The 16,774-nt window shown below is 43.4% G+C and carries 17 protein-coding genes, 1 riboswitch and 1 other annotated feature; of the genes, 4 read left to right on the top strand and 13 right to left on the bottom strand.

Features of this window, described 5'->3' with window-relative positions; all coding sequences use genetic code 11:
• Both hisG and DPF93_RS11300 read right to left on the bottom strand, forming a co-directional pair.
• The gene (hisG, locus tag DPF93_RS11305) at positions 1 to 897 is read right to left on the bottom strand and encodes an ATP phosphoribosyltransferase (RefSeq protein WP_114766272.1); all 897 of its coding nucleotides are present in this window, start codon (positions 895 to 897) and stop codon (positions 1 to 3) included.
• A 49-nt stretch (positions 898 to 946) separates the two neighbouring features.
• Positions 947 to 1,082: a sequence feature (His leader region), on the bottom strand.
• 264 nt (positions 1,083 to 1,346) lie between these two features.
• Positions 1,347 to 2,939, bottom strand: coding sequence for a Na+/H+ antiporter NhaC family protein (locus DPF93_RS11300; protein ID WP_114766271.1), 1,593 nt, complete (start codon positions 2,937 to 2,939; stop codon positions 1,347 to 1,349).
• A gap of 105 nt (positions 2,940 to 3,044) precedes the next feature.
• A riboswitch (Lysine riboswitch) is annotated at positions 3,045 to 3,229 on the bottom strand.
• 537 nt (positions 3,230 to 3,766) lie between these two features.
• On the opposite strand from DPF93_RS11300, the gene DPF93_RS11295 reads away from it, so the two are divergent.
• Entirely contained in the window at positions 3,767 to 4,171 is a 405-nt protein-coding gene (locus DPF93_RS11295) for an H-NS family histone-like protein (protein WP_114766270.1), read from the top strand.
• A 105-nt stretch (positions 4,172 to 4,276) separates the two neighbouring features.
• Here the strand turns inward: DPF93_RS11295 and DPF93_RS11290 are convergent, their stop codons facing one another.
• Both DPF93_RS11290 and DPF93_RS11285 read right to left on the bottom strand, forming a co-directional pair.
• A complete protein-coding gene (locus DPF93_RS11290) occupies positions 4,277 to 5,581 on the bottom strand; it encodes an inosine/guanosine kinase (RefSeq protein ID WP_114766269.1) in 1,305 nt (434 codons plus the stop codon).
• A 94-nt stretch (positions 5,582 to 5,675) separates the two neighbouring features.
• Positions 5,676 to 5,945 carry a hypothetical protein gene (locus tag DPF93_RS11285; protein ID WP_075649972.1) on the bottom strand — a complete coding sequence of 90 codons (270 nt, stop codon included), beginning with the start codon at positions 5,943 to 5,945 and terminating at the stop codon, positions 5,676 to 5,678.
• Between the two features lie 237 nt (positions 5,946 to 6,182).
• Here DPF93_RS11285 and mnmA point away from each other — a divergent pair, with 237 nt between their 5' ends.
• The 3 genes from mnmA (at position 6,183) to purB (ending at position 9,463) form a co-directional block, all read left to right on the top strand.
• A complete protein-coding gene (gene mnmA / locus DPF93_RS11280) occupies positions 6,183 to 7,304 on the top strand; it encodes a tRNA 2-thiouridine(34) synthase MnmA (RefSeq protein WP_075649973.1) in 1,122 nt (373 codons plus the stop codon).
• A gap of 29 nt (positions 7,305 to 7,333) precedes the next feature.
• Positions 7,334 to 7,951, top strand: a complete 618-nt coding sequence (gene hflD, locus DPF93_RS11275) for a high frequency lysogenization protein HflD (protein WP_114766268.1) — start codon at positions 7,334 to 7,336, stop codon at positions 7,949 to 7,951.
• Between the two features lie 141 nt (positions 7,952 to 8,092).
• Positions 8,093 to 9,463: an adenylosuccinate lyase gene (gene purB / locus DPF93_RS11270; protein ID WP_114766267.1), complete on the top strand. Its 1,371-nt coding sequence runs from the start codon at positions 8,093 to 8,095 to the stop codon at positions 9,461 to 9,463.
• A gap of 72 nt (positions 9,464 to 9,535) precedes the next feature.
• Here the strand turns inward: purB and DPF93_RS11265 are convergent, their stop codons facing one another.
• The 9 genes from DPF93_RS11265 to htpX all read right to left on the bottom strand — a co-directional run bounded on the left by DPF93_RS11265 (position 9,536) and on the right by htpX (position 16,768).
• Entirely contained in the window at positions 9,536 to 10,015 is a 480-nt protein-coding gene (locus DPF93_RS11265; protein ID WP_425275306.1) for a DUF3833 domain-containing protein, read from the bottom strand.
• 41 nt (positions 10,016 to 10,056) lie between these two features.
• Positions 10,057 to 10,671: a chalcone isomerase family protein gene (locus DPF93_RS11260; protein WP_114766265.1), complete on the bottom strand. Its 615-nt coding sequence runs from the start codon at positions 10,669 to 10,671 to the stop codon at positions 10,057 to 10,059.
• Positions 10,643 to 11,170 (bottom strand): DUF2878 domain-containing protein, encoded by a 528-nt coding sequence (locus DPF93_RS11255; protein ID WP_114766264.1) that lies wholly within the window; start codon positions 11,168 to 11,170, stop codon positions 10,643 to 10,645. Before DPF93_RS11255 ends, DPF93_RS11260 begins: the two co-directional genes overlap by 29 nt.
• A gap of 8 nt (positions 11,171 to 11,178) precedes the next feature.
• On the bottom strand, positions 11,179 to 12,420 hold the full coding sequence (locus DPF93_RS11250) for an SAM-dependent methyltransferase (protein ID WP_114766263.1): 1,242 nt from the start codon (positions 12,418 to 12,420) through the stop codon (positions 11,179 to 11,181).
• Positions 12,421 to 12,424: 4 nt separating this feature from the next.
• A complete protein-coding gene (locus DPF93_RS11245; RefSeq protein WP_114766262.1) occupies positions 12,425 to 13,189 on the bottom strand; it encodes a DUF1365 domain-containing protein in 765 nt (254 codons plus the stop codon).
• A complete protein-coding gene (locus DPF93_RS11240; RefSeq protein WP_114766261.1) occupies positions 13,190 to 14,479 on the bottom strand; it encodes an NAD(P)/FAD-dependent oxidoreductase in 1,290 nt (429 codons plus the stop codon).
• A 58-nt stretch (positions 14,480 to 14,537) separates the two neighbouring features.
• On the bottom strand, positions 14,538 to 15,263 hold the full coding sequence (locus DPF93_RS11235; RefSeq protein WP_114766260.1) for an SDR family NAD(P)-dependent oxidoreductase: 726 nt from the start codon (positions 15,261 to 15,263) through the stop codon (positions 14,538 to 14,540).
• Positions 15,260 to 15,679: a nuclear transport factor 2 family protein gene (locus DPF93_RS11230; RefSeq protein WP_114766259.1), complete on the bottom strand. Its 420-nt coding sequence runs from the start codon at positions 15,677 to 15,679 to the stop codon at positions 15,260 to 15,262. Before DPF93_RS11230 ends, DPF93_RS11235 begins: the two co-directional genes overlap by 4 nt.
• Before the next feature lie 216 nt (positions 15,680 to 15,895).
• Positions 15,896 to 16,768 (bottom strand): protease HtpX, encoded by an 873-nt coding sequence (gene htpX / locus DPF93_RS11225; protein WP_114766258.1) that lies wholly within the window; start codon positions 16,766 to 16,768, stop codon positions 15,896 to 15,898.
• Positions 16,769 to 16,774: the final 6 nt, after the last annotated feature.

The raw sequence follows: 16,774 nt of genomic DNA, 5'->3' as shown, positions 1-16,774 counted from the left end.
TTACTCCATCATTTTTTCAATTGGCAATACTAGAATTGAACTTGCACCCAACTCTTTGAGTTGTTCCATCGTTTCCCAGAACAGGTTTTCGGTACTCACAAGGTGAACGGCGACTTTTTGTTTTTCTGCAGACAGTGGCAATACAGTTGGGTCTTCAGCTCCCGGCAGCAGCGCTTTAATTTGCTCTAAGCGATCAACTGGAGCGTGCAGCATAATGTATTTAGATTCTTTAGCTTGTTGTACGCCTTGCATACGAGTTAGGAGTTTTTCGATAAGCTCTTGTTTCTCAGCATCAAACTCACCTAAGCGCTGAATTAGCGTCGCTTTAGAGCGGAAAATAACTTCGGCTTCTTTTAGACCATTAGCTTCGAGCGTTGCGCCTGTTGAAACCAAGTCAGCAATGGCATCTGATAAACCTGCGCGCGGCGCTACTTCAACCGAGCCGGTCAGCATACAGGTAGAGAAAGGAATGCCCTCTTTGTCCATATAAGCTTTTAGCAGTTGCGGATAAGTGGTTGCGATACGTTTACCAGCAAGGTCTTGCGGACCGTTGTACTGCTCATCTTTATTAATCGCGATAGACAAACGACAGCCACCAAAATCTAAGCGACGCAGTTGAACAAACTCACAAGGTTCACCCAAGGCTTTACGATCGAGACGAACTTCTTCTAATTCGTTTTCACCGATAAAGCCAAGATCTACCACGCCATCCATAATCAAACCTGGAATGTCGTCATCACGAACCAATAGCAAGTCAATTGGCATATTGAGTGAGTGAACAACCAAACGCTCACCCATAATGTTAAATTTTACACCGCACTTTTTAAGCAATAGTTGGCTCTCTTTGCTTAGGCGACCTTTTTTTTGAATAGCGATTCTTAGGCGTTGTGTTTGCATTGCGTTATCCCTGTGCAAGTAATACTTAGATATTTTATAAAGCCGTAAAACTGAAAAACCCTCGGAAGATCTTTGTCTCCCGAGGGTTAATTCTTAAAATCTCTGACTTAAGCCTCCGGGAGTGTCCTGTCCCCCGGGTACGCGTACATCTCCCGAAAGACTACATTGGGTGATGGTGATGATGAATGTTCATGACAAAATTACGCATACTTATTTAAGCTCTTCATTTCTGCTTGGTTGATAACCACACTAACCAAGCCGTTAACTTTTTTCAACCATTAATTTAAGTTTTTTCATCTTATAACAATATCTAGCCCATTGCGTCGCATTGATTGAGCTTGGCTATATGTTGTTTGCTTTGGTTAGCTTTCTCTTTCGCCTGAATCACTTTTCCACGGGCACAAAAAAAGGAAGCCGAAGCTTCCTTTCTATCATTGTTTTATCGAATTTTAGCAAGAGCTCATTTTAGATTTAGACAACGCATTAAGTACAAAACATACCGCGACAAACGCTAAGCTAGCTGCGCCAAATGAGATCGTCAGGTTGTCGGTAATACCAAGCACGATAAAGCCAATACAAGAAACAAGTGCTACAGATAATGCATATGGTAACTGTGTCGCAACGTGGTCGATGTGGTTACAACGCGCACCTGTCGACGACAGAATCGTTGTATCTGAGATTGGAGAACAGTGGTCACCAAACACAGAACCTGCCAATACAGCGCTTAGCATAGGTAACATTAGGGCGATATCCGTGTTACCAGCCATATCTCCTGCGATTGGAAGCATGATGCCAAACGTACCCCAAGAGCTACCGGTAGAGAACGCCATAATGCCAGATAGCAAGAACAGGATCACTGGCAACCACTGAGGATCGATGTTGCCTTGTGCCATTGTTGACAGGTAGCTACCAGTTTTCATATCACCAATCACAGTGCCGATTGACCAAGCAAACACAAGGATCAAAATTGCACCGAACATTGATTTTGCACCAATCCATAGCGTGCGATTGATTTCTAGTGCTGGCAGACCTTGTTTTACTACCGTAAACAGCGCAACAAACAGACCAACCAAACCACCATAAATTAGCGAAGTACCAACATTGGTATTTTCAAACGCACCAAGTAGCGCAAATGGCTTACCGGCTTCTGCTAGAGCTTGACCACCGGTGTAAAGCATAGAAGCAACCGTTGCGATAATTAGCGCGACGATAGGGAGAACAAGATCAGAAACTTTACCCTTATCACTTTCAGTGATGTCTAGCTCTTCATCTAATTCACGAGCTTCTTCAAATCCGTCACTCTGAGCATCGTCAAAACCACGACCTTGTGATGCAGCGATTTCGTGATCGCGCATCTTACCCACATTAAGACCAAACCAAGCAACCGCGAATACCATCAGTAGGGCAAAAATCGCGTAGAAGTTCATCGGCACCAAGCGCATATAAGCACCAAGCGCAGAATATTCTGTAATACCGTGCGAAACTAAGATACCACTGATAATTGTCATGATGTAAGCACCCCAGCTTGAGGCTGGCATTACTACACACATTGGCGCTGCAGTAGAGTCTAGGATGTAAGCCAGTTTAGCGCGAGATACGTAAAAACGGTCGGTTACAGGGCGAGAAATCGCACCCACGGCTAGGCTGTTAAAGTAATCGTCAATAAAAATGAAAATGCCTAAAAATGCTGCGAGAAGTTTTGCGCCACGCTTACTTTTGACTCGAGACTGAGCCCAGTCGGCAAATGCGCGAGTACCGCCAGAAAGCGTAAGTAGAGCGGTCATCATGCCAAGTAACAGCAGGAAGCCAATAATACTCATATTGCCTTTGTTGATTGAACCGTCTTCAACAAATACGCCAAACACTGTGTTTTTAACGTAAGTTAAAGCGTTACCCAACGAGTAATCAGCCAAAAGAATCGCGCCAAGTACGATACCCATGCCAAGCGATAACAAGACACGACGCGTAACAATTGCTAGCGTCAAAGCTACTACCGGAGGCAGCAGTGATAAAGGTGATGATGCAAAATCGATTAAATTCATGATCTTCGAAACCAGTAATAAATGGTTAGAGATCTACTGCAGACACATAGAGAAATATTCTATGCATGTTGAACATAGCGACAGGGAAGTGAACACTCCACCCAACCCTACAGTAGCGCTCCATAGTTATACAAAATAATAGACTATGGCAGTGTTGCTCCTATTCGAATGCAACCCCAGCGAGTGGCTTTGATATACCAGTTCACTTCGGCGGAGAAGACCTTTCATGCCTGTTCATTGGCATCACCCCAACAAACATTACTGATTCATTCCGCACCTCTACCGCACTGACCAAAGATTAAGCTAATAACGCTTACTGTTAACATAGCATTAACCAATGCAGTGCATTAGGTAACGGTCATTGTACTTATAAAAAACACATTTACAATACATCTATCTATAATTTTATTGTTAAGGCACTACTCGAAAATAACGCGATCATCGATTACTTATCATCCCACATCCCCCTCGTTAGCCATCCCCTCACCCACCGGTAATCAGATCATTTTCATTACGCTAAATACATAGCGGTGCTCAAACGCTATCCGGTAAAGGGGGGAATTAAAAATAAAATCTTATACCTTTATTACCATATGATATTTCATAAATTAAATGGCAGTTATGAAACTAGGTTCTATAATTATAGATTGTCGCTAATTAGCACTTTTGATTCATTGAGTCACAATAGAATGTGAAGTGAGTTTAAAAGTCGATTAGTGTAGATTTTTTAAACTCAATATTTTATTTCTTTTACAATAATTGAATTGTATTCTTTGAAATACGATATTAATATTACTTTGTTGCTTACAATATATTGGTGAGATCTTATGTCGGAATTAACAAAAACTCTTTTAAACATCCGTAGTCTTCGTGCTTATTCTCGTGAACTAACTCTAGAGCAATTAGAAGAAGCACTAGAAAAATTAACGCTTGTTGTTACAGAGCGTAAAGAAGTAGAAGAAGAAGAGCGTGCAGCACGCGCAGAACAAGAAGCGAAATTAGCAGCTATTGCTGAACAAATTGCTAAAGACGGTATCGATGTTGATGCATTAATTAGCGCACTAGCAGGTGAAACCAAGACTAAAACTAAGCCTAAGCGCGCACCTCGTCCAGCAAAATACAAATACCTAGACAACGGTGAAGAGAAGACTTGGACTGGTCAAGGTCGTACTCCTTCAGCTATCCAAGCTGAACTAGATTCAGGCAAATCTCTAGAAGATTTCCTAATCTAATTCATTGCTTAACAGATACAAAAAAGCTCCCGAAATTCGGGAGCTTTTTTTATTCATATATTTTAATTATTAAAGCTCAATTTTACATGAGCTTTAATAAATGAATCATCTTTCCCAGTATGCTTCTTCTAAGCTGTCTTCACGCTCTGGCAAGCCACGAGATAAACGTGGAGAGTGCTGTACCAACACCTCATAGCTCGCACGGTTAGAGTATTTGCACACTTGAGAGAACGAAGAATAAGTTAAAAATGCGTAAGCATGTTTGCTTGAATTAGGCACGTTTTCTTTGTGGTATTTATTCGCCGCCATATCATGCAAAAGCGCAGAAAGAGCAGCATCACCCGCACCGTTAGTGTTCTTAATTTTCTCAGGTCCACCCATGTACGGTGAAATATGTGAGTAAACTTTAATCGGATTGTCACATAGAGATTTAGTCGCAGGACGGCTAAATTCATAGCGGTTAAATTCAGCAATACAACCCGGAAGAAGTGGCAAGCTCGTTTCACGTTTTGCATCATCTTCGGTGTAACCTGCCATATATAAACCAACAGGACCTGCCGTACAAAGAACTAAATCAACCCAATCTAATGCCTTATCAGACGCTGCCAATGGATCATGCTCACCAGTCAGGGCTTCTGCTTCATCTTCATTCATCGCAACAACACTAACGTGATCACGTAGGAAGTCTTGCCAGAATTTAGGGTCATCTTGAATAACGAATTTAGTACCTAAAGTAAGCACCACTGGTACATCGTACTTCTTCGCATATTCAATCGCTTGCATTGTTGCTTCAGGCATTGGGTCACCTGGTTTGCAACGAACTAAGTAAGCAGTTAGTACCAGCGCAGAAGCATTTTTGAAGATTTTCTCTGGAATGCTATCTGGACGAAGTTGGTTCATTTGACCTTCGCTGATTGCAAAAGTACGTTCACCATCTTCAGTAATAAGTGCAAAACAACGACCAATCGCACCTTCAACCCCTTGTAGGTAGTTAAGATCCATACGACTTGATGTATTGCATAGGTAACGGTAACCGTAACTACCAATCTTGATATCTTGACTCATTACACCTAGCAAAGTCGATTTATCGTCTGCTAGTACCGAGTAGTTGTGCAGCGTATTACCAATAGTACCGCCAGCATATTCATTGGTGATCAGGCAAGTCTCTTTCAGCTCGTTATATAACGCTTCTGCTGTTTGATCATCAATAACTAATGAGTGTCCTTTACTCAAACCATATTTTTCAATCAGTTCCGAATCAACTTTTGCTTCAATGTCCACCAGCGTTTGGTCGATACCAATAATATGGGTACGAGACATTTTTTTACTGGTTTGCGCTTGGCTCACTAATGGATCACGCGCATGTACTGGAAAGTAGTGCTTTGATTTACGTTGACCGGGAAATTTCATAATTCAGGTTCTGATTTAAGGAAAGACAAGGATGGCGGATTCTACATCGCCATCGATAGCGCAGCAATAACTGCGATTATAGCAAACGTTTACTCTACTCACCTTCCATAAAACTTAGGTCTGGAAGGCGCTCAAGATGCTCAGAATAACGTTTCAAATTGAATTCACCTTCGTTTTTCATTACGTCAAAAATTTCAATCGAAACTGCACAAGCCATCATTGCAATCGCGTCATCACGGCTGGTTCCGGTCATCATTAAACGCATTAAGGTTTCTTTCACTTTTAACGGATTACCGTCAGCCAATTGATTTTCAATCACTTCAATTAGATCTGACTCTTGGAAAACTTGGTTTTCATCACTCATACAAATTGTGCCTATACAGAAAGGGAGTAGCGTTTCGCGCGATAATATCGTCTAACAACGCTTGAATTTCGCCTACTATGCCATATATAGAGGACTTATCGTTATCAATAAAGCAGGTTAAAACAGATAAAGTGACAAAAAACGCTGATTTCGAAGTGTGATTTCGATCTCGGATCTGTCGCTGAGAAATGGTTTCTGTTAAAATCTGCCCCCAGTTAATTTTTGTGGTGTTAAGCAATGTCTGAGAACTGTACTGACAACAGTCAAAAGAAAGTCATCGTTGGTATGTCTGGCGGTGTTGATTCATCGGTTTCTGCGTATCTTCTAAAGCAGCAAGGCTACCAAGTGGAAGGCCTGTTCATGAAGAACTGGGAAGAAGATGACAACGAAGAATACTGTACTGCGGCACAAGATCTTGCCGACGCTCAGGCAGTGTGTGACAAGCTTGGCATTCACTTGCACAAGATTAACTTTGCTGCTGAATATTGGGACAACGTGTTTGAGTACTTCCTTGAAGAGTACAAAGCAGGTCGTACGCCAAACCCAGATATTCTGTGTAACAAAGAAATCAAATTCAAAGCATTCCTAGAATATGCAGACGAAGTGCTAGACGCTGACTACATTGCGATGGGTCACTATGTGCGTCGCTCTTTCCCAACCAATGGTGAGAAGCCACAAATGCTTCGTGGTCTTGACGGTAATAAAGACCAAAGCTATTTCCTATATACGCTAAGCCATGAGCAAGTTGGTCGCAGCCTATTCCCGGTGGGTGAATTAGAGAAGCCAGAAGTTCGTCGTATTGCGGAAGAACAAGATTTGATCACGGCGAAGAAAAAAGATTCAACCGGTATCTGTTTTATCGGCGAGCGTAAGTTTACGGATTTCTTAGGTCGCTACTTGCCAGCACAACCAGGTAAAATTGAAACACCTGAAGGTAAAGTGATTGGCGAACACCAAGGTTTAATGTACCACACGCTAGGTCAGCGTAAAGGTCTACATATTGGTGGCACTAAAGGTGGCGGCGGTAACGAAGATCCTTGGTACGTTGCTGAAAAAGACCTAAAACGTAATGTACTGATCGCGGTACAAGGTGCAGACCACCCACTTTTAAAATCTAATGGGTTAATTGCATCACAATTACATTGGGTTAATCGCACACCAATTAATGAACCGTTACAATGCACTGTGAAAACACGTTACCGTCAAACGGATATTGCGTGTACTATCATCCCTGTGGATGACAACACAATCAAAGTGATTTTCGATGAGCCTCAAGTTGCTGTGACTCCAGGTCAATCAGCAGTTTTCTACCAAGGTGAAGTATGTCTTGGTGGCGGTATTATCGAACAACGAATTTAATCAGACGTATTATTCAGGAGTAACTCTACGTGGCTAACACTCTTTATGACCGCACCATTGCTTTTGCAGGTATTTGCCAAGCTGTGGCTTTAGTTCAGCAAGCAGCAAAGAACGGTTATTGTGACACTGACGCGTTTGAAACTTCATTAAAAGCGATTCTGAACACTAACCCAAGCAACACAGTTAACGTGTTTGGTCGAGAGTCTGACCTTAAGCTTGGGTTGGAGTGCTTGGTAAAAGGCATTGATAGCACACCAGCAGGTAGTGAGATCACTCGCTACATTATTAGCCTGATGGCATTAGAGCGTAAGCTTAGTAGCCGCAATGATGCCATGGCTCAGTTAGGTGACCGCATCAAAATGCTAGAACGCCAAGCCGACCATTTTGCCATTACTGACGATCAAATGATCAGCAACTTAGCAAGCGTCTACCTCGACGTCGTCAGCCCTATCGGTCCTCGAATTCAAGTGACAGGTACACCGACAGTATTGCAACAAACCAGCAACCAACATAAGGTTCGCGCACTGTTGCTATCAGGGATTCGCTGTTCTGTACTCTGGCGTCAAGTAGGCGGTAAGCGTCGACACTTAATATTTGGACGCAAAAAAATGGTCGAGCAAGCACAAATTCTACTCGCTCGAATGTAATTTAAACACGCGGCCTACCGCGTGTTTATTTTTTTCGAGTAAAACAACCTTCGCGCAAACGTTTGCGCAATATTAGTGACAAACGCCAAACTTATTGGTATAAAGCTCACAAATTCTAGAAACCCAATTCAGGAGAACATCATGGAACTGTCAGCATTGACTGCTGTTTCACCAGTAGACGGCCGTTACGGAAGTAAGACTATTGCGTTACGCGAAATTTTCAGTGAATACGGTCTATTAAAGTACCGTACTATCGTGGAAATTCGCTGGCTTCAAAAGCTTGCTGCTACTGCTGAAATCGCCGAAGTGCCTGCATTCAGTGCAGAAGCTAATCAATTCCTAGACGATCTTGCTGCTAACTTCTCTGAAGAAGACGCACTACGCATCAAAGAGATTGAGCGTACCACCAACCACGACGTTAAAGCGGTTGAGTACTTCCTAAAAGAAAAAGTTGCTGATGTTCCTGAGCTTCACGCTGTTAACGAATTCTTCCACTTTGCTTGTACTTCTGAAGACATCAACAACACTTCACACGCTCTAATGCTTAAAGAAGCGCGTGAAACGGTTATTCTTCCAGAAATTCGCAACCTAATCGATGCAATCAAAGCACTTGCTGTGGAATACCGCGACATTCCTCTATTGTCTCGTACACACGGTCAACCAGCTTCTCCATCGACGATGGGTAAAGAGATGGCGAACGTTGCTTACCGTATGGAACGTCAATTTAAGCAAATCGAAAACGTTGAGATCCTAGCGAAAATCAACGGCGCAGTTGGTAACTACAACGCACACCTTTCGGCTTACCCAGAGCTAGATTGGCACAAATTCTCTGAAGAGTTCATCACTGAGTCTCTAGGCGTAACTTGGAACCCTTACACAACTCAAATCGAGCCACACGATTACATCGCTGAACTGTTTGATGCGGTAGCACGTTTCAACACTATCCTGATCGACTTCGACCGTGACGTTTGGGGTTACATTGCTCTAGGTCACTTCAAGCAAAAGACCATTGCTGGCGAAATCGGCTCTTCAACGATGCCACACAAAGTTAACCCAATCGACTTTGAAAACTCAGAAGGTAACCTAGGTCTGGCGAACGCTGTATTTGGTCACCTAGCACAAAAACTGCCTATCTCTCGTTGGCAACGTGACCTAACGGATTCAACCGTTCTACGTAACCTAGGTGTGGGTGTTGGCTACGCGATCATCGCTTACACTTCTACGCTTAAAGGCATCAGCAAGCTAGAGGTAAACCGCGAAGCACTTCTTGCTGAACTAGACAAGAACTGGGAAGTCCTTGCGGAACCAGTACAAACAGTAATGCGTCGTTACGGCATCGAGAAACCATACGAGAAGCTAAAAGAGCTAACTCGTGGTAAGCGTGTAGACGGTGAAGCAATGCGCGTATTCATTGACGGTCTTGAGCTACCTGAGCATGAAAAAGCGCGTCTAAAAGAGATGACGCCAGCGAACTACATCGGTCAAGCTATTGAGCTGACTGACAAGCTGTAATTGCTTTCAAACTAAAGATTTGATCTATAAAGCCTCCCTCGGGAGGCTTTATTTTTATCGGAAATAACCGATTTATTGCTTTTGGAAAAAGATCGTGACCGTTGCGACTTGCACGCCAAACTTTTTCACTTTGGTTATATTAAACAAGTGCTTGTCATCTTGCCTAAACAGCCAATCGTCCATGGCAACGGTTATGGTTGAACCATCATAAGGGAGTTCAAAATCATATTGCCAGCGCATTGCATTGCCCTGCTCCGCCCCAGCGGCGATACCGATAATGTCTTGTGCTGTTCCTTGATAAGAGCCATCCTCTAAACGCTCAATATTCCAAATACGCTGTTCTTCAACGCCATCGCTATAAATAAAATCTTCCACCAAGGTTAATTTATTACCTTCGATGGTACCGACAATATCTACTTCAAAGCTGCGCGTCTTTTTACCAGAGAAATCCTGCACTATTCCCCATGCTTTTACTTCGCCTTGAAAATAGTCAAACAGCGCAAAGTTTGGGCGACTCTGTTTATAGTCATCAAGTTGGGTTCCACACCCCATTAAAGCTAATAATGTCGAGAACATAACCAGCAATTTCACTTTCATCGTTTCATCCCTATTAATTGTCGCCTTAACTGTGCATATTCTGTTTTAGGTGATAGCCAAATAGATAAAAAGGCGTCATTAAGTTTCTCGTCAGAAATAGTCCCTATATGACGAGTTTGGTGTGGCAGTGGAGAGAAAACGAATTTACCCGCCACTCCATCAGTTACATAAGTCAGCTTTTGACCCGATTTAATATCCGGAAAAATCACAGACAGTTGCTTTATCCATCGCTTTGCATCTTGCTCTCGATATCCGAGTTTTATCCACTGTTCGTAGGTAACATCGAGTAACTGCGCTTGGGTGATATTACGCTGATATTCAATTGAGAGTGCCAAAGGATGGGGAGTGACATCTAAAGATTGCTGTTGATATATGCCAGTGGGTGAAAGTAACTTCGATTGGTAGATATCAAAAAACAGGATCGATAGTTGCGCTTCGCCTACTTTGCGCCATTGCTGCCAATCACTTGTTTGCTGAACTGCTATTGTCGAAGGTTGTTTATTCACGATCTGCTGATTTCCACCAGTAGTCGAAGCAACAGAATACGTTGTCGCCACAAAAGTGCAGGAATATAAGACGGTTCTAAGCCAACTTGTCCTTGTTATCTTCATGGTGCTTTGCCCCTACATTTACTATTTTCATGCAAAGGAAAACAAACGCTACCCATTGCGAGAAAAACAACACAAATGCCACAGGCAATGAAAATCCAAGTGACACCGCTCCAAGTTTGAATCCAGCTATATAGCTCAAAGCGCCAGCTAGACCTCCCACTATAGATACGATCCACAAAGGGTAATGGCTCAGTGCTTTACCAAGAAATAACGCATACCAACAAAATACAGCCCACAGAGCAATCAACCACATGGGCAAAAACGCTGTGTCAAAAGCCAACAAGCCAATTTTCAGGTTAATACTGTCTATGCATACCCCTATGACAGTTAGCAACAACCAGGCACGCCAATTAAAATGTTCTCGATAAGCTGTGCCTAGCACAATGATGACCACCAAGACGATGGTCAACCACTGCCAAGTCTCTCTGCCAACCACAGCTAAGAACCACATCAGCTCAAAGATGGTTGAGACAATAAATAACCGTTTGAACTGGTTCATACCCGTACCTACGGTCTTTGGAACGTCATATGTACCGTGCTGATAGTCTTAGCTTTGAAGCCACCTTCGCAATAACAGAAGTAGTAATTCCACATGCGAATAAAGCGATCATCAAAACCAAGCTCAGCCACACGCTCAAGATTGGCATTAAAACGCTGGTACCAATGATTAAGAGTAAGGGCATAATCCTCCCCGATATCGAATAGGTCGCGCAGAACCAAGTCGCTACTTTTGGTCGTCGTTTGCGTCAGCGCAGTAATCGATGGAAGAAATCCGCCAGGGAAAATGTACTTTTGAATAAAGTCGACGCTGTTGCTGTAACTCTTATAACGTTGATCGGCAATCGTAATAGCCTGAATCGCCATTAAACCTTGTGGTTTAAGTAGTGACTGACATTTTTGGATATAGGAGGTGAGGAACTCTTTGCCGACCGCTTCAATCATTTCAATGGAGACCAACTTGTCGTATTCGCCTTCGAGTAGGCGGTAATCTTGCTTGAGCAACGTGATTTTATTTTCAAGTCCTAACTCTTCGACTCGTTGCTTGGCATAGTCAAACTGCGCGTCAGAAATGGTGGTGGTGGTCACGTGGCAGCCATAGGTTTGTGCCATATAGATTGCCATCGCCCCCCAGCCAGTGCCAATTTCAATCACCTTATCGCTGGCTTTTAGCTGTAACTCTTGGCACAAGCGCTCCATTTTGTTGATTTGCGCCTGCTCAAGAGAGTCTGTTCCGTTGCTAAATATCGCTGATGAGTAAAGCATGTTCTGATCAAGAAACGTCTTATATAGGTCGTTACTCAAATCGTAGTGGGCATGGATGTTTTTCTCAGAGTTTTCCAGCGTATTACGATTAAACCAATGGGACACTCGATGGATAATATCGGTAAGAAAACTAGTGCGACTCTCTAAGTTGTCCAGCATTGCTAAGTTACGCGCCATTAACTCGGTCAACGTAGTCAGGTCAGGGCTGTCCCACCAGCCATCCATGTATGCTTCAGCCGCAGCGATACTACCGCCCTTTAACAAACGAGTATAAAAAGCGGGATTACGAACAATAATGACTGCTAGAGGTTCTGAATCATTACCGCTGCCAAAGTTCTCTCGGTGGACCACTTTGCCTGTTTCAAATTCTTCAACCACGGTTAAGGTACCGATAGCTATTTTATGTATACAACTGAATACTACGCTTCGAGCGGTTTTCTCAACCGATGTCAGTCGCTTTGGAAGGGTTAGAGTTTGAGTTGTCATCTTCCTATGCTCCTTTGCTACTGTTACTGCTGTGGTCAGAACTTTGCTGATATTTGGGATGTGAGTAAAATGGTGCGCCTTTGATCCACAACTTTAGCGCATGCCAATATATTCCTGTGGTGACTTTTACTGCCATCGCTGGCGTGGCGATCAGTTTTTTTGTTAGAGCGTAGCCACCAAGCGATTGTTTCTGCATCGAAAGTGTCGCATCGAACTCTTTGTTGTCTCGATGACACTCAAGATGAACATGTAAACGCTTGTTAAGAGGTTTCACTCGCCATTTATATCGCTGTTCAACCGGATTAAATGGCGAGACATGAAAGGCTTTTTGATGTTCAAAACGCCCATCTTCACTGGCTGGAATGGCGTAGTAATGGCGCTCATTCCAAGGGGTATTGCTCACCTCTGCCAATAAATAGCGCCATTGGTTTTGCTCATTGTAGACGTAATAAAAATTGACCGGACTGAAGTAAATACCGAGGTAACGTAAATGCACAACAGCTTCGACACGACCGCTCACAATCCTCTCGCCAGTTAGCTCAAAAATTTTATCCAGTACTGCACGTTTTAAATCACCGGTTCCAAGGTAGTCTTGACGGCGAAAGCGCGCCCAGTGCCACCATTTGTCACCCAATCCCCAAACTTGGTTGAAAACGCTATCTAGCTCGTCCAAATCTAAGCATGGCATAAATAGCGGATAGTTAAGGGAATGCTTAACTGGCGTAAAACGTCTGTGCCGCACTGTCCCAACAAGAAGCGAGCTGTTCATCTACGCTGCTCCTTTAACAATCTTGTCTGGCATGCTCTTGAATGCTTCTACAATATCAACTGCACTGCGCACGCCATCTTCGTGAAAACCGTTGTACCAATAAGCACCACAGAACCAAGTATGTTGTTCGCCGTTGATAACTTGACGCTGTTTTTGCGCTGCCATCGACTCAGTAGTGAAAACTGGATGACTGTAATTAAACGTTCTTAAGATTTTCTCACTATCAATAAGGTCAGCACTGTTTAATGACACGCAGAAGGTGTGTGGGCTGTCGATGTGCTGAAGAATATTCATATTGTAAGTTAGAGTCGGCGGAGCGAGCTGTTCGCCATCGCCACCATTGAGACGGTAATTCCAAGACGCCCAAGCGGCTTGTCGTTTAGGCAGCAAACTAACGTCAGTATGCAGCACTACTTCATTGCTTTGATATGCCAGAGGCGCCAACACTTTCTGCTCGTCAGACGAGGCATCGGCGAGTAATTCCAAGGCTTGGTCACTGTGACAGGCAAATATCACCTGATCAAAACGCTGAGTTTGTCCGTTCACAGTAATATTCACGCCGCTTGCATCTCTCGTTACACGTTCAACTGGTGAGTTAAGCAAAATTCGGTCAGCAAAGCCTTGAGTCAACGCCGGAATATATTGCTTTGAGCCACCTTTAATCACGTACCATTGAGGTCGGTTAACTACATCCAGTAAACCATGATTCAGGAAAAAACGTGCAAAGAAGCCGAGCGGAAAAGCGCGCATGTCTGCTAAGGTAGAGGACCATATTGCAGCGCCCATCGGCAAGATATAGTTATCGCTGAAATAATCACTAAAACCATGCTCAGTCAAAAATTCGCCTAGGGTTTTCTCTTCTTCACTGGCAGAAAGTTGCTGTTGTTCCGCTCGTTCTCTAACAAGTTTGTTAAAGCGTAAGATCTCAAGGATGAATTTGTAGAATTTGGGGTTAAGCCAGTTGCGCTTTTGCGCAAAAAGAGTGGAAATGGTGTGCCCGTTATATTCCAAACCATTGGTTTTATTTGCAACAGAGAAACTCATTTGCGTTGCTAAACCTTCAACGCCTACTTCGTTCATCATCTTGATGAAGTTAGGATAGGTTCTGTCGTTGTAAACAATAAAGCCGGTATCTACTGCGTAACTTTTACCATCAAGTTCAACATCGATGGTGGCAGTATGACCGCCAATATAATCATTAGCTTCAAACAAAGTAATATCATGTTGCTTATGTAGGTAGTAACCACAAGTTAGTCCAGATATTCCAGTACCGATAATTGCGATTTTCATTATTATTCTTCCTCTATCCTTTGAATCTTTAACTGTGGTCATCAGCTAATCGGGAGAATTACCCTTTTAGCAACTTAGCGCTCAAAGCGTTTTGCCAACGATAAGGTAATAAGCCAATTAATCTTAAAATCGATGTAAATCGAGTTGGGAAATAGATATAAGCCTGACGTTTTTCTATCCCTTTGCGAATCGCGACCGATGCCTCTTCTGCACTTACAATCATGGGCATGTCAAATGTGTTTTTGTCAGTGAGTGGGGTCTTAACAAAGCCGGGATAAACAACCGTGACGTCGATCTGCTTAGGTTTGAGCGTCATCTGCAAGGTTCGGGCAAGGTAGCTCACTGCCGCTTTGGATGCACCATAGGCTTCTGCGCGCGGTAACGCGACTTCGCTGGAAATGGAACCGATCACCACTACTTGATCACCCGGTTTAAAGTGGACTTGCGAAGCTTGAAGTGAATTGACTAAGCCCAAGAAATTAGCTTCAAACACACGCTTTATTAGTTCGCTATCAATCTCGCCTTTTTCGATATATTCACAATTACCGGCGTTAAAAATCCAAACATTCGGCTGTGACTGCATCGTACTGAGCGCCTGCTTGGTCGCCTCAGCGTTTGTGATGTCAAACTGCAATGCTTCAGCGTTGATTTGGTCTTGCACTAAGCTTTGCAAGGCAAATGGATTGCGACCGCAAACTACTACACTGTCACCGTTTGCCAAATAATCTTTTGCAAGCTGAAGCCCGATACCAGACGTCGCCCCTGTGATCAGAACTGTACTCATTCGCCTAGCCTCGACTTAATTGTTTTGACGATTGAGCCCAGTAAAGGCAGGTTCTCGTAGAGCATCTCACCAAGGTCAAAATAGTCTCTATGATAGATGACTCGACCTTCCGAAAATTTAAGATGGCTAACACCATTTACAAAGATGGTGGCACCTTTTTGCAGTTTGGGATGTTTGAGCTCCATCGTCCATGTGATAAAGCCGCTATCACCAAGTTGCTGCTGCTCTTGAATGTTGAATTGGCAACGGTCGACGTTGCGATATAGAGAGTCAAAATAGCGTTTAAGCTCCACCCAACCTTCAAGACGGTGGGCGGCATCTTCGAACACAACGTTTGGATGATAAACGTCGTTAAGCAGATGAAGATTGGACTTATTTAATTGCTGATAAACTGAACCGACTGTCGCTACGTCCATGAGAAACTCCGATAAATTGTACACAAATATTTTTTGTATAACATGTTCACTCTAGAACATATCAAAAAGTTGTACAAATTATTTTTTGTATAACTTATTTCAGTTTACGGATGTTTTTCTGATTGGATCAAAAAAGGCTTGGATAAAAATCCAAGCCTTTTGTAACAAATTTAGTGTATTAACTTTGGTATCTAATTATTAGCCACAAAGCAACAATTATAGACCGCTACGCAGCGCTGCAATGCGCTTATCTAGCGGTGGATGGCTCATCAGTAGTTCAGTCATAGAACGCTTGCCATTGATACCAAATGCCATCATAGAACCTTCAAGCTGAGACTCGTGACTCATCTTTAAGCGCTCAAGAGCAGCAATCATCTTCTCTTTACCTACTAGACTTGCCGCGCCTGCATCAGCGTGAAACTCACGATGACGGCTGTACCACATAGTGATAAAGCTTGCTAGGAAACCGAATACTAGTTCAAGCACCATAGAGACACCGAAGTACACCATCATGTTGCTACCGCCTTCACCCTCTTCGTCACTGTTGTTTGACGAGACGATGTTGGCGATAAAGCGCGATAGAAAGATTACAAAGGTGTTCACCACACCTTGCATTAGCGTCATGGTTACCATGTCACCATTAGCAATGTGGCTCACTTCGTGCGCTAGAACCGCTTCGGCTTCATCACGCGTCATGTTGTGCAACAAACCCGTTGAAACAGCAACAAGCGAATCATCACGTTTTGCACCTGTAGCAAACGCGTTGATATCCGCAGAGTCGTAGATCGCAACCGTTGGCATACCAATGCCCACTTGTTGTGATTGACGGCGAACCGTCTCAAGCAACCAGTGCTCTGTTTCGTTGCGAGGGCTTTCGATAACCATACCGCCCACAGAGCGTAGCGCCATCCCCTTTGACATCATCAAAGAGATAAATGAACCACCAAAACCAAACACAGCCGCCATAACCAGCAAGCCAGATAGGCTACCAGGCTGCATACCAGTGACAGCATAAACAATATTCAGAACAACGCTTAGCACCAGAACAACAGCTAAGTTTGTTGCAAGGAATAACATTACTCGCTTCATTACTTT

The organism is Vibrio rhodolitus (assembly GCF_003350325.1).
Lineage (GTDB): Bacteria > Pseudomonadota > Gammaproteobacteria > Enterobacterales > Vibrionaceae > Vibrio > Vibrio rhodolitus.
This window is presented reverse-complemented; position numbering and strand designations above follow the sequence as displayed.

What these genes read in the sequence shown, in the direction of transcription:
- hisG (WP_114766272.1), bottom strand. Translation starts at nt 897, where the DNA reads ATGCAAACACAACGCCTAAGAATCGCTATTCAAAAAAAAGGTCGCCTA.
- DPF93_RS11300 (WP_114766271.1), bottom strand. Translation starts at nt 2,939, where the DNA reads ATGAATTTAATCGATTTTGCATCATCACCTTTATCACTGCTGCCTCCG.
- DPF93_RS11295 (WP_114766270.1), top strand. Translation starts at nt 3,767, where the DNA reads ATGTCGGAATTAACAAAAACTCTTTTAAACATCCGTAGTCTTCGTGCT.
- DPF93_RS11290 (WP_114766269.1), bottom strand. Translation starts at nt 5,581, where the DNA reads ATGAAATTTCCCGGTCAACGTAAATCAAAGCACTACTTTCCAGTACAT.
- DPF93_RS11285 (WP_075649972.1), bottom strand. Translation starts at nt 5,945, where the DNA reads ATGAGTGATGAAAACCAAGTTTTCCAAGAGTCAGATCTAATTGAAGTG.
- mnmA (WP_075649973.1), top strand. Translation starts at nt 6,183, where the DNA reads ATGTCTGAGAACTGTACTGACAACAGTCAAAAGAAAGTCATCGTTGGT.
- purB (WP_114766267.1), top strand. Translation starts at nt 8,093, where the DNA reads ATGGAACTGTCAGCATTGACTGCTGTTTCACCAGTAGACGGCCGTTAC.
- DPF93_RS11265 (WP_425275306.1), bottom strand. Translation starts at nt 10,015, where the DNA reads ATGGGGTGTGGAACCCAACTTGATGACTATAAACAGAGTCGCCCAAAC.
- DPF93_RS11260 (WP_114766265.1), bottom strand. Translation starts at nt 10,671, where the DNA reads ATGAAGATAACAAGGACAAGTTGGCTTAGAACCGTCTTATATTCCTGC.
- DPF93_RS11255 (WP_114766264.1), bottom strand. Translation starts at nt 11,170, where the DNA reads ATGAACCAGTTCAAACGGTTATTTATTGTCTCAACCATCTTTGAGCTG.
- DPF93_RS11250 (WP_114766263.1), bottom strand. Translation starts at nt 12,420, where the DNA reads ATGACAACTCAAACTCTAACCCTTCCAAAGCGACTGACATCGGTTGAG.
- DPF93_RS11245 (WP_114766262.1), bottom strand. Translation starts at nt 13,189, where the DNA reads ATGAACAGCTCGCTTCTTGTTGGGACAGTGCGGCACAGACGTTTTACG.
- DPF93_RS11240 (WP_114766261.1), bottom strand. Translation starts at nt 14,479, where the DNA reads ATGAAAATCGCAATTATCGGTACTGGAATATCTGGACTAACTTGTGGT.
- DPF93_RS11235 (WP_114766260.1), bottom strand. Translation starts at nt 15,263, where the DNA reads ATGAGTACAGTTCTGATCACAGGGGCGACGTCTGGTATCGGGCTTCAG.
- DPF93_RS11230 (WP_114766259.1), bottom strand. Translation starts at nt 15,679, where the DNA reads ATGGACGTAGCGACAGTCGGTTCAGTTTATCAGCAATTAAATAAGTCC.
- htpX (WP_114766258.1), bottom strand. Translation starts at nt 16,768, where the DNA reads ATGAAGCGAGTAATGTTATTCCTTGCAACAAACTTAGCTGTTGTTCTG.